Below are 13260 nucleotides of genomic sequence, written 5' to 3' on the forward strand. Positions count from 1 at the left end.
CCATTATATAATGAGTGAGCATTCAGTCAACAGTTTTTTGTTATAGAACAACACATTTTTTCATAAAGCTGTTTATTTCGGTGAAACTATAAAGTGAAACTTTAATCAGTAGGGCTTTTACGGGCAGTTGATTTCCGAACTAACTTCTACTTATTCATCAGTTTTTGAAGTAGGAAGCTTACTGCCCGTTAAAGTGGGGTAAAGTGAAACTTTAATCAGTGCAACATACTATCATCTGATGAAATTTATAATTAACAGCCGTGCTACCCGTATCATTTGTAACACACTGAAGGTGAAAAGAATGCGAAGGAGGGAATTCACTGATGCTCTACTTATCTCTTTTGTTAATATCCGTTGCTCTTTGGATTACAATTGATCTTTCATACGGGAGATTTCTTCATTTAAAACGGGTAAGCTCTCGCACTTTCCCTTTACGTCAAAGTGATTTTCACCTTTATACATACGGTAAAGATTTATATGACGCTTTATTTACTGATATAAAACAAGCACAGCACCACATTCATATTTTATTCTTCATTGTAAAAAACGATAAAATCAGTCGCGAATTTTTAAAGTTGTTGATTGATAAGGCTCAGGAAGGAATTGAAGTACGAATTTTACTTGATCGATTTGGCAGCCATTATTTATCAAACGAAGCTATTCGCTCCCTGCGAAAACACGGTGTATCTTTTTCATTTTGTCATAAGGTAAAATTTCCTCTGCTTTTCTTTTCTGCCAATCAAAGAAACCATAGAAAAATTACAGTGATTGATGGGAAAACTGGCTATATCGGGGGATTTAATATCGGCGAAGAGTATCTGGGGCATAATGAATATTTAGGATTATGGCGAGACTATCATTTACGTCTTACAGGAGAAGGGGTTCAAGATTTACAAAAGCAATTTTTGCATGACTGGTTTGATGATACGAAACAGAATTTATTGGATGCTTCTCTTTATTTTCCAAAACAAAACCCAGGTACCATACTGCATCAATTTATTCCGACTGATGGTGCTTATTTACAGCATACTTTTTTACATTTAATTAACGGAGCAAAAAAAGAAATCTGTATCGGTACACCATATTTCATTCCTGGAAAAAAAATTATGAATGCCTTATTAAAAGCAAGAGAAAGAGGGGTTCAAATCACAATTCTTGTTCCAGAAAAAGCTGATCACCCTCTCGTTCGAGAAGCAAAATTCCCGTACTGCCGAAAATTAATACAGGCTGGTTGCAATATTTATGCATTTCAACAAGGTTTTTTTCACGCCAAAATTATTATAGTGGATGATGATATTTGTGATATCGGAACAGCAAACTTTGATATGAGAAGTTTATATATTAACCATGAAATAAACTGCCTGTTATATAGTAAACATTTCGTTCAAACAGTAAAAAATAAATTCCATGAAGACCTAAAGAATGCATCCATACTTTCCTATAGCGATGTAAACCCAACTTCTCTTATCGATAGAGGAAAGGAATGGATTGGAACAATGCTTGCTTTCTTTTTATAGGAAAGACAATGAATAAAAGAGGTGTATCTTATATGATTATGCGGTTTGGATATGTCTCACATGCAATGGCACTCTGGGACTGTTCTCCTGCCAAAACAATGACGTTTACAAGCTTTAAGAAACTCAGCAAGCAAGAGCGAGAAGACAAACTGTACCATGTTATAAGGCAAAATTTAGAGCACACAATACGTATCCTACATTACAATATAGCGCATGAAATCCCACTATATCGCCTATCGTCTTCAATCGTCCCACTTGCAACACATCCCGAAGTCGAGTTTGACTATATTGGGGTATTTACACCACTTTGGCGTAAAATAGGAGCTTTAATTAAAGAACACAATTTACGAATAAGTTTTCATCCAAATCAATTTACGCTATTTACAAGCGACAAGCCACATATTACTACTAACGCTATTACGGATATGACTTATCATTATAAAGTATTAGATGCAATAGGCATTGCAGATTCCTCTTACATTAATATTCATGTAGGTGGAGCCTATGGAAATAAAGAAAAGGCAATTGAGCGCTTCCATGAAAACATAAAAAAACTTCCTGCACATATAAAAAAACAAATGACTCTTGAAAACGATGATAAAACTTATACAACTTCTGAAACTTTATCAATTTGCCAAAAAGAAAATATCCCATTTGTATTTGATTATCATCATCATATGGCCAATCTTTGCGAGGAACCACTAGAAGAGTTGCTCCCTGCAATTTTTGAAACTTGGTCACATACAAATATCTCTCCTAAAGTTCACATTTCCTCTCCGAGATCGGAAAAAGAATTTAGGGCTCATGCTGAATATATCGATTTAGAGTTTATCAAGCCCTTCTTACACGTTGCAAAAAAAAACAATCATAATTTCGATATTATGATTGAAAGTAAACAAAAAGACTTAGCACTATTCCAATTAATAAATGAACTTTCTGCTATAAGAGGAATTAAAAGAATAAGTGGTGCAAAGTTACAGTGGTAAATTGTAACTTTGCACCATTTTTTCAAAAAAGTAATTTTTATAGTAAAAAACATCCTATTTTATATGCTATTATTTAAATTAGCATTCCCCCGAGATTCAACTTTATTGAAACGGAGTCATAATATGATTAGTCAAAAAAAGTATGTACAATTTGTCATAATATACATATCTATATTTGCTCTTTGGATACTCTTTATTCCAAATGAGTCGCATATAAAGGAAATTGGGATTCTTTTCTTATTCTGTTTCGCTGCACTTTTTTCTTGCCACTGTTTATATAAAGCTATTAAGAAAATGAAACGCAGTGATAAACTATTTTGGATTTTATTACTATGTACTTGCCTATGTGGATTAGTTATGGAGATAACCCTATTTCTTAGTTCACTTTCCATACATGATCAATCTATATTTTCATATAAAGCATTGCCTTTTTTTATCATACAATATATTTTGCTCTTTGTTGGATTTGCTATAAAGTTTATAAAGAATTACTCTATTAAGGGGCTTTCGCAATTTTCATTCGATAGCATCTTTATTATTATTATGAACATTTATTTCACCTTAACTTTTATCTTAGATCTTTCAAGTTTCCGCATGTTAACAAAGGATACTTGGATTTTAATTGGGTATTTCATTGCACAATCATTAGTAATTTACGCCGTTATTAGCCTATATAGAAGAGAACAATATTCTTCTAGTAGAATCGCATTAATTATTGGTTTCACTATTATACTCGTATACGGTTATATTCATCTATTTCAATTGAATTTTGGGATGAAAACTTCTGCTGAAATTAATTATTTAATACACACTGCTTCTATTTTATTAATTGGACTTTCTTCCATACTATATATTTTAGATAAACCAATGCAGCATGAAACGAAAGCAAAATATTATCGATTCGATTATGTACGTTTTATACTACCTTATTTTAGTATAATTATTACTTTTTCTTTTATTATCATTCAACCTTGGGATGATAAGTTCATGTTAATCGGTCTCGTATTATCACTTATTTTGTTATTCTTGCGGCAACTTTACATGTGGAAAGATAATCAAGCACTAATCCATACATATGAACAGTTGACTACACAACTAGAGGATGAAGTTGAAGAAGGTGCATTTGCATTATCAAAAAGTGAACAACGTTATAAATCTTTATTCGAAGATCATCCCGATGCCGTTTTCTCTTTAAATATGAATGGCATTTTTCAACAATCTAATAAGGCATGCGAAAGCTTATTTACTGCCTATTATTGCGAAGTGGCAAGCTATTCTCTGGTACACTTCATTGATTCAAAAGACCACGAACTACTAAAGAAGGCTTTACAAATTACAAAGGAAGGTAGGCCACAAACGTTAGAAGTTCGTACAAAAGAACAAGAAGGCTATTATTATTATCTCCATATTACACTTATCCCTACTTTTATAAACAAAGAAGTGGTCGGAATGTTTGGGATAGCGCGTGATATTACCACTTTATATGAAAAACAAAAACAAGTAGAACATTTAGCCTTTCACGACGCACTTACTGGATTACCAAATCGCCGAAAGTTCGAAAAAGATTTAAAAGCCATTTTAAATACAGCTCAAACTAACGCCAATGATGTCGCCGTCATATTTCTTGATTTAGATCGATTTAAAAAAATTAACGATAGACTTGGTCATGACGTCGGAGATTTATTATTAATTGAAGTAGCAAAAAGATTACGCGGTTGCTTGCGTTCAAAAGATGTCGTCGCTCGCCAAGGTGGAGATGAGTTTACAATTCTATTACCAGAAATGTACTCAGAAAAAAGTGCAATTTTTATAGCTGAACAGATTTTAACTATTTTAAACAAACCATTCTTCATTCAAGGCGAAGAACTCTCTATTACACCAAGTATCGGAATTGCGATGTACCCTGATTATGGAACTGATGTAAATGAGTTAATGAAAAATGCTGATATGGCTATGTACCGTGCGAAAGCAAATGGAAAAAACAGATTTGTTTTCTTCTCAAAAGAAATGAGTATCGCTCAAAATGAAATTCAATTCTTAGAAGGTGAACTTTCAAAAGCATTACAACAAAATGAATTTTTCCTTGAATACCAGCCACAAGTAAGCACAAAAACAAAACAAATTATCGGTTTTGAAGCATTAATACGTTGGAAGCATCCAAAACTCGGTATCGTATCTCCGGCCCAATTTATCCCCCTAGCAGAGGAAACTGGTTTTATTATTGAACTTGGTAATTGGATTTTACGTACTGCCTGTTTAGAGGCAAAAAGATGGCATAATCAAGGTTTTTCTCACTTAAAAGTTGGTGTGAATTTATCTGTTGTTCAATTTAACCATGCAGATTTAATCCCAACTATTTCAAAGGTGTTGGAAGAAACAGAACTGAAACCAGAAGCACTAGATATTGAAATTACGGAAAGCATCGCAATTAATCAAAATCAATCTGTAGTTGCAAAACTAGAACAACTTCAAAATCTCGGTATTCAAATTTCAATCGATGACTTTGGAACTGGTTATAGTTCTTTAGCTTATTTAACAAAATATCCAATCAACACATTAAAAATTGCTCGAGAGTTTATTTGTGGAATTACAACTAGCCCTTTAGAAGAAGCAATTGTCTCTTCCATTATTACACTATCAAAAGAACTAAATTTAGAAGTGATTGCAGAAGGTGTAGAAACGGAAGAAGAATGGGAATTTTTACATAGACAAAATTGTGATCACATTCAAGGATTCTTTATTAGCAAACCTGTCTCTAGTAAAGACGTTTGGATGTTACTCCATAAAAAAACAACCGTCTAAGTAAGACGGTTGTTTTTTAGAACTCAAAAGGTACTTCATTAGCTAATTGTACCTCTTGATTATTATGAGAAATTATTTGGTTTTTCTCTAATGCTGTATCTCCTAATGAAATACCCCATGCCATCGCTAACGTTAGTAAACTACCAATAAGTAGTTTTTTCATATTCCATCACCCGCATTTTTTTCTTTAAATATATCATGAAAAATTATCCAGACTTTATGCAATTATGCATATTTGTTCTTTATGTCTTTTTTATTTCTTCATTTTTTTTATAAGTGATTCTTTTAATTCATGGTTTCCTAATATATCAAAAAAGAAGCATGCTTTTTCGTAAGCATCTTCAATTTCTGCTCTATCACACCCAAGTTTTGCTAGGCATTCACCTTTTCGAAAGTATAACTGTCCAATTAATGTCATACTATTAATTTGACAAGATAGTTCAATAGCTTTATTTGCGTGACAAAGCGCTTCTTCGTATTGATTGTCTATGTATAATGCTTTTGCATGATTATGTCTCACCTTCACATCAAACTCTTTATTATCATGCAATGCCTCTAATTGTTTTAATATATTTTCAAACAAATCAATACCCTGCTTCAAATAGCCGTTTTCAGCATAAATGTTTGCAATTGCATTTTCAATATAAAGGTTCTGATATACATCTATTCCTACCAGTTGTTGATTGAGCAATTTCTTTAATTCTAAAATGCAATATTCGTAATCGATTTTTTTCAATACGTAAGCAGCTACATAATATTGCCATTGAAGAAATTGCTGAAGCTCGGGATGATATTCTTCCTTTTTCAATTCATTGCATACTCTATTATAAATTTCTTTATATTTTTTTTGCTTACAAAGTAGAATAATTTGATCTTTTAACTGCTTATTCCTCTCAATATCAGAATAAATGAGTACCTCATAAAAATGAATGATGGGAACTTGTAATTTTGCTGCAATACCTTGCAATATATCCATACTTGGGTATACCGCGCCCGATTCAATTCGACTTACTTCCGATTGATGACATATGTTCTCGGATAACTGTTTTTGTGTTAATCCTCTCATCACCCTAATTTTCTTAATTTCACTTCCTAATTTTTCTGCGTGCATACTTACTCACCATCCCATTATAACAATCTAGTTTTTTAAGTTGTCATACCACTACAATAATGTGAATTCGACAATTTTTGATATGAAATAATGCATAATATATATATAATTCGGCAAATTTTTCATACAATTCATCTCACATACAATAATAGATTAGGAGTGTTATAGATGAATTATAGAAAATTTGCTAGTGCTTTCGTTACGTTCGGTCTTCTTTGCCCTTTATCAACAGAAGCTATTCATGCTCAAGAATTAGACAAAAGTGCAGTCAAAGTTGAAATCGCTCAGCCTGGTTTAACAATCGGGAAATTAACACAACCTCAAAATGATACGAAAGAAAATATTGCTAAAAAGTATTTAAAAGGTGAGGTAAACGGGGCTAAAGCTCAACAAGAACAAGTCACTACTGAAAAAAATGTAGATTTCCAACCTACAAATAAAGAAACCAAAGAAAATCAAACCGAAGTTCGCCTTGCACAAACATATAAAAACTATAAAGTATATGGCCAAGATCTCATTGTAAAAGTAGATAAAAATGGAGTGATCACAACTGTTAGTGGTAAAGTTGTTCAAAATTTAAATCAACAACCTAATCTTACTATAACAAATTTTTTGTCGAAAAATGAAGTAAAATCTAAATTACGCGATATAGTTCAAATTCCAAGTGATGCAGCTGAGACGGAATTCTCTAGCGAAACCGTTGTTTATAAGAAAAAAGATGGCTATTATACATTCGCAACTGTTATTACATTTACTTATGAAAACAATGAACAGATTATAAACGGCAATGCTATCGTTGATCTAAAAACTGGCGAAGTACTTTTCCAAGAAAAATTCATTAAAAACAAAGAGAATAAGACTATAAATCAAGTAACATCACCTAGATTATCCCCTGCAAGTGAGCAAGGAACTGGGAAAAATGCACTTCAAGAAAACATCTCTTTCAATATTGCCAAAGGAACTGATGGAAAATTTTATTTAGCCGATTTATCACGCGGAAATGGTATTTATATTTATAATGCAAACTACGCCGATTCCCTCGGGGGATATAGTCAAGCTGGTTATCCAGGGACACTAATTTCAAGTAGCACTCCTAATTTTGCAGATAAAGAAGCCGCGGGCGCTATGAAGAACATGAGTGATATTTATGATTACTTTAAGAAAGAACATAATCTAAAAAGTTACGACAATAAAGATTCAAAAGTTGTTGCTAGTGTACACGGTTTTGATTCTACTGAAGTTAGTGATGGTGTAAAAGAAGACTATGTAAATGCGTTTTGGCATCCTGCTTGGAACCAAATGGTATTTGGTGATGGTTTAGACGGAAAACTAACATCAGCTCTTGATGTAACAGCTCATGAATTTGGACATGCTGTATTCAGTGGCACGACGAAAAATAAAGTCGTGAGATATCCAAGCGCTGAAACATCTGCACTAAACGAGGGATTAGCGGATTTCTGGGGTACACAAATCGAATATTACGTAAAGAAAGATAAGGGAAACTGGATTATGGGCGATACATTAGGCGGCCTAACAATTCGTGATATCCCAAGGGAAATTGGTGACGGCGGCCATAAACTATATACAAATTTACAAGATTTCTATAACGATGGTAATAATCAAGAATCACACGTGAATTCTGGTATTATTAGTCACGTATTATATCAATTAGCTGAAGGTAAAACATATAACGGTGTTGCTGTTCAAAAACAAGGTAATGAAAAAGTAAGTAAAGTTGTTATGCGTGCATTGCAAAATTACGCAACTTCCGCTGAAGACTTTGAATCACTTCAATCTCACATCGTACAAGCTGCAAAAGATCTATATGGCACTGCCGTATCAAATGAATTTGCAAAGGCATTTGAAGCACATGGTTACAAGTCATTACAAAAAGTAAATCAAGTAATAGAAGTAAAATAAGTATAAAAAGAAGGTCACCTCTCATAGGTAACCTTCTTTTTATATCCAACCCTTTTCTTCCGCAATTGTAATTGCCTCAATTCTATTTTTCGCATCGAGCTTCGTTAATACTTCAGAAATATAATTACGTACTGTACCCGGTGAAAGATAAAGTGCCTTCGCAATTTCGTTTGCCGTCTTTCCTTCTTTCGCAAGCAACAATACTTCCTTTTCGCGATCTGACAACGGATTTTGCTCCTGCCATAGGCCGAACATTAAATCTTGGGAGACCTCTCGTTTCCCCTTCATTACATTACGAATTGCTGCTGCTAAATCTTCACTTGGGCTATCCTTTAACAAATAGCCGTGCACACCAGCTTTCATTGCTCTTTCAAAATATCCCGGCCGTGCAAATGTTGTTAAAATCATTACTTTACATAATGATTTTTCTTTTTTTAACGCTTCAGCAACATCTAATCCACTTTGAATCGGCATTTCAATATCCATAATACTTATATCCGGTTTTAACGATTCAATTAATTTTAGCGCCTCTTCCCCGTTTGCCGCTTGCCCAATTACTTCGATATCATCTTCTAGATCAAGTAGGGCCCCTAATGCACCACGAAGCATCCGTTGATCTTCTGCAATAATAATTCGAATCATGCCCTCACCTCATCTTTTCCTGTTCTAATTACAACTGGAACTTTTACTGTTAACAACGTCCCTGGATTGATTGTACCTAGTTCAACAAATCCATCAATAAGAGCAATTCGTTCTTTCATGCCGCGGATACCATTTCCATCATGATTTTGATCTGTTAAACCGATTCCGTTATCTTTTACTTTCAAAATCAGCTCACCTTGCGATTCTAATACAGAAACTGTGCACCGCGTTGCCTTGCTATGTTTTACAACATTCGTAACAGCCTCACGTAAACACATCCCGACAATATTTTGTTCAATTGGTGATAACGAACTCGAGCTGGCTTCTTGCCTCACTTCTAATTCAATATTAGCTGCTTGTAAGATCGCTTTTATTTGCTCTAGCTCTTCTTCTACCGTAATCATACGCATATCAGAAATTAATTCTCTCAGCTGTTTTAAGGCTGTACGAGACGTTTGTGTAATTTCCTTCGCTTCCGCACTTGCACGCTCTGGATTTTTCACAATTAACTTCTCTACAAGCTGGCTTTTCAAAGTAATAAGAGATAACGTATGCCCTAATGTGTCATGAAGATCTCTTGCAATCCGCTGCCGTTCTTCACGTTTTACTAAGTCTTTAATTTGCTCGTTTGCTTCATTCAGTTGGTTCTTCAACATCTTTTTCTGATTAAAATTACGCATACCAAATGGCGTAAGAAGCATTAAAATAAACATCGGAACAATATTTACTAAACTTGTAGTTGTTAGTTGATTCATATTTACAAATAAAAATGCTCCAAGCATGATAACTAACGAACATAACAGCACTCGAAATACTTTCTTATTTGGCGCAAATCCCATCGCACTTGCTGTGAAAAAGCCAAAAAATATCATAAAAGGATTATAAAATAAAGCAAATAAAAAGATGAGTACCATTTGAATACACGCCCAAAAAACAAACGTCCTCTGAACAAAATAAAGCTGACGGTATGTGACGATAAAAATTATCAACATACCGCTTCCTATTACAAGCTTCCATCCTGATGCCTGCGCTAAGTGATAAATTGGAAATAATAGATAAACAAACCACATATACGGGAAGAATCCCATATGTTTCGGAAAAATCTCAATCCTCTTCTTCTCTATCATTTATACCGCTTCCTGTCTTTTTCTTATATATATTGATACTACAACAAATATAAGGAAATAACCTCCTAATACCGCGATATTTTCCCATCCAATTGATTTTCCAGCTACAATATCCCACGCACCACTTCCGAAATGGTATGTCGGTGTCCATTCACCAATCGTTCTTAACATTTTGGGGAATACTTCAATCGGCATCCATAACCCGCCAACTATAGCTAAACTCATATTTAAAATATTTGCTAAGCCAGCAGCTGCGTCCGCCTTCTTAATGGAACCTATTACTGTTCCTAATGCTAAAAATGGTGTTACCCCTAACAATAACCATAATCCCGCACCAATCCATTGCCCTATCGTTAACTCAACATGATTAATTAGTATCCCTGCAATAAAGATAACTAATATTGAAAAAGCATTTACTACTGTTTGTGCAATAATTTTAGCAGTTATATACGCACCCTCTGGAAGTGGTGTGATTTTCAAAAGATGTGTCCATCCTTGTCCTCTTTCCTGAGAAAGTCTCACACCGAAACTAAAGAGTGCAGTCCCTACAATACTGAAAGTTGCCATCGAAATTAAATAGTGTGCTTTCCACGCATCTCCGTTTTGTGGTACTTGAACAACATTTGTAAAAATGTAGTAAAACATAACAGGCATTAATAATGAGAAAAAGATAAATAATTTATTGCGGAATGTACGTAAAATTTCTATTTTGCATTGCATCCATAATGCTCTCATGCGATTTCCTCCTTCTGATTTGCGACAAACTGTTCAAATGCTTCATCAAGGCTTCCACGTTCAACTGAAACATCTATTACAGGTAAATTCCTTTGATAAATGGCTTTTAAAGTTGCATCCGTATCCTCCGTTGTTAAAATGAATCGTCCTTCGCTTGACTTTACTTCTGTTACATTTGGTAATTCCTTTAATAATTTTGTAGGAATGCTTTCCTTCGAGTAAAATGTGATTGTTTTTCTCGAAATCGTTGCTTTCATTTCGTCTGGTGTACCATCTGCGATAATCTTTCCGTTCGCAAATAATAAGATACGATTTGCTAAAGCATCTGCTTCTTCTAAATAATGCGTCGTTAAAATAATCGTTTTCCCTTCACTTGCTAACTTTCGAATCGTTTCCCAAAACGTTCTTCGAGACGTAATATCCATTCCGACTGTCGGCTCATCTAAAAATAACAAATCCGGATTTCCCGCAAGTGCAAGCGCAAAATTCAACCTTCTTTTTTGCCCACCTGATAATTTCTCACATCTTTGCTTTCGCTCTGATTCTAAATTTGATAACTGCAGTAACGTTTCTTTCGCTATAGGATTCGTATAATAACTACGGAATAACTCGATTGCCTCTTCCACCGTAATACTATCAATGACACTTACTTCTTGTAGCATCGCACCGAGGCTATTACGAACATCTCTATGCTTTGGACTCTTTCCAAATATAAAGACCTTACCTTCTGTCGGGTCCTTTAATCCAAGCATCATCGACATCGTCGTTGTTTTCCCCGCACCATTCGGACCAAGTAACGCTACTATTTCCCCTTTATTTACATGAAATGAAACATTATTTACTGCGTTTTTATGTTTAAATGTTTTAGAAACACCATTTACTTCAATAATCTTTTCCATCTCTCCACCCCCGCTGTTTCTTATATTTACATTGTATTACTTGGAAAACTTAGGAAACAGTATGATGCGTCATGACATCGATATGACAATTGTCATGTATTCTTTATGAGAGGAATCAAGCTGCATACCGCAAGCGAGTAGCAGGACGAAAATAAACATGATACAATCGGTTAAGATATATATTCGAGGAAGGACAGTGGTTTTCATGATTATTCGTAATGAACAAGATTTAGAAGGCTTACGAAAAATCGGCCGCATCGTTGCGCTTGCACGTGAAGAAATGAAAAAAGAAGCGAAGCCAGGTATGACAACGAAAGAGCTTGATTTGATCGGTAAAAAAGTATTAGATGAGCATGGTGCTATTTCTGCACCTGAAAAAGAATATGATTTCCCAGGTGTAACTTGCATTAGTGTAAATGAGGAAGTTGCTCATGGTATTCCAGGAGATCGCGTATTAAAAGAAGGCGACTTAGTAAACGTCGATGTATCTGCTGCACTTGATGGCTATTATGCAGATACAGGTATCTCATTTGTTCTTGGAGAAGACGAAGCAAAAGAAAAGCTTTGCCAAGCAGCGGTTGATGCATTTTGGGCAGCAATGAAAAAGGTTAGAGCTGGCTCAAAACAAAATCAAATTGGTCGTGCTGTTTCAAACTTTGCACATAAAAGTGGATACAATGTTATTCAAAACTTAACTGGTCACGGCATTGGTCTTAGCTTACATGAAGCACCAAATCACATTTTAAGTTACTATGATCCAATGGATAATGCGCTTCTAAAAGACGGTCTTGTTATCGCTGTAGAACCGTTCATCTCTATGAAAGCTGATCATATTATTGAACGTGGTGACGACGGCTGGACATTCGTTACACCTGATAAAAGTCTTGTTGCACAATGTGAACATACCGTTGTCGTAACGCGCGGCGAACCAATAATTTTAACAGAAATCTAATACCAAAAACGGCTGTTTTGTAGATTTATTCCACATAAAACAGCCGTTTTTATTTTTGGGAAAATATGTGAACTACTGTTGAACTCTTTATCATTTAAGTATATAATCTTTAGCGGAGGTTACTTAAGCTTATCTTTACTAAAAAGATATTGTAACTAAGGAGTAAAACACCTTCTTTCTTATTGTTTAAACAGTCTCAAAAATGACCGTAGTAACGTGTTAGTCGAATATTCTGTAATTCTTATATTCCTCTAACAATGTAAGAAACTATCATCTTTCAACTTCGGTCCACTAATCGCACAACTCTCTTTAGACAAAATAAATGACTATTTTCAAAGTACATATTGTCTTCATTCTGACCAAAACCAACCCTATCTAGCTTTTTATCTCCACATAACTTTAAGGCAAAAATAAGCCTTCACAAAGGGATACACTACATTGGTTAGTATGTATCGTAAAACTTACCTTTATAACCATTCTTTTTTACTAGATATACATGAAAACTATCTCACATATAAAGGTCTGATATCATTCTTTAATATCAGTATTTTTTTCGACATTTTTTGTCG

The 13260-nt window shown here is 34.4% G+C and carries 11 protein-coding genes; 5 read left to right on the top strand and 6 right to left on the bottom strand.

Going from position 1 to position 13260, the window contains the following annotated elements; translation table 11 throughout:
- The first annotated feature begins 323 nt into the window (after nt 1-323).
- The 3 genes from cls to N2V79_RS26255 all read left to right on the top strand — a co-directional run bounded on the left by cls (nt 324) and on the right by N2V79_RS26255 (nt 5305).
- Nucleotides 324-1517 (top strand): cardiolipin synthase, encoded by a 1194-nt coding sequence (gene cls, locus N2V79_RS26245; RefSeq protein ID WP_053563305.1) that lies wholly within the window; start codon nt 324-326, stop codon nt 1515-1517.
- Nucleotides 1518-1549: 32 nt separating this feature from the next.
- Nucleotides 1550-2503: a UV DNA damage repair endonuclease UvsE gene (gene uvsE / locus N2V79_RS26250; RefSeq protein ID WP_053565463.1), complete on the top strand. Its 954-nt coding sequence runs from the start codon at nt 1550-1552 to the stop codon at nt 2501-2503.
- 123 nt (nt 2504-2626) lie between these two features.
- A complete protein-coding gene (locus N2V79_RS26255) occupies nt 2627-5305 on the top strand; it encodes a DUF4084 domain-containing protein (RefSeq protein WP_200458675.1) in 2679 nt (892 codons plus the stop codon).
- A 16-nt stretch (nt 5306-5321) separates the two neighbouring features.
- Here the strand turns inward: N2V79_RS26255 and N2V79_RS26260 are convergent, their stop codons facing one another.
- Together N2V79_RS26260 and N2V79_RS26265 are read right to left on the bottom strand one after the other, a co-directional pair.
- A complete protein-coding gene (locus N2V79_RS26260; RefSeq protein WP_000734727.1) occupies nt 5322-5468 on the bottom strand; it encodes a quorum-sensing peptide PapR in 147 nt (48 codons plus the stop codon).
- A gap of 90 nt (nt 5469-5558) precedes the next feature.
- Nucleotides 5559-6416, bottom strand: coding sequence for a helix-turn-helix domain-containing protein (locus tag N2V79_RS26265; RefSeq protein ID WP_075719300.1), 858 nt, complete (start codon nt 6414-6416; stop codon nt 5559-5561).
- Nucleotides 6417-6584: 168 nt separating this feature from the next.
- On the opposite strand from N2V79_RS26265, the gene N2V79_RS26270 reads away from it, so the two are divergent.
- Nucleotides 6585-8336, top strand: coding sequence for a M4 family metallopeptidase (locus N2V79_RS26270; RefSeq protein ID WP_197242324.1), 1752 nt, complete (start codon nt 6585-6587; stop codon nt 8334-8336).
- A gap of 39 nt (nt 8337-8375) precedes the next feature.
- Here the strand turns inward: N2V79_RS26270 and N2V79_RS26275 are convergent, their stop codons facing one another.
- The 4 genes from N2V79_RS26275 to N2V79_RS26290 are packed head-to-tail and all read right to left on the bottom strand — an operon-like array spanning nt 8376 to nt 11739.
- Nucleotides 8376-8978, bottom strand: a complete 603-nt coding sequence (locus tag N2V79_RS26275) for a response regulator transcription factor (RefSeq protein WP_053563301.1) — start codon at nt 8976-8978, stop codon at nt 8376-8378.
- Entirely contained in the window at nt 8975-10105 is a 1131-nt protein-coding gene (locus tag N2V79_RS26280) for a sensor histidine kinase (RefSeq protein ID WP_053563300.1), read from the bottom strand. Before N2V79_RS26280 ends, N2V79_RS26275 begins: the two co-directional genes overlap by 4 nt.
- Complete coding sequence (locus N2V79_RS26285; RefSeq protein WP_340720318.1) at nt 10106-10840, bottom strand: ABC transporter permease; 735 nt, start codon at nt 10838-10840, stop codon at nt 10106-10108. It lies immediately after the preceding gene.
- A complete protein-coding gene (locus tag N2V79_RS26290) occupies nt 10837-11739 on the bottom strand; it encodes an ABC transporter ATP-binding protein (protein WP_053563298.1) in 903 nt (300 codons plus the stop codon). The genes N2V79_RS26285 and N2V79_RS26290 overlap by 4 nt, the downstream gene beginning before the upstream one ends.
- Before the next feature lie 157 nt (nt 11740-11896).
- Between N2V79_RS26290 and map the strand changes: the two genes are divergently transcribed.
- Complete coding sequence (gene map, locus N2V79_RS26295; RefSeq protein ID WP_100910518.1) at nt 11897-12691, top strand: type I methionyl aminopeptidase; 795 nt, start codon at nt 11897-11899, stop codon at nt 12689-12691.
- The last annotated feature ends 569 nt before the right edge of the window (nt 12692-13260 follow it).

It is taken from the genome of Bacillus sp. CH_70 (genome assembly GCF_038007045.1).
Classification (GTDB): Bacteria; Bacillota; Bacilli; order Bacillales; family Bacillaceae_G; genus Bacillus_A; species Bacillus_A cereus.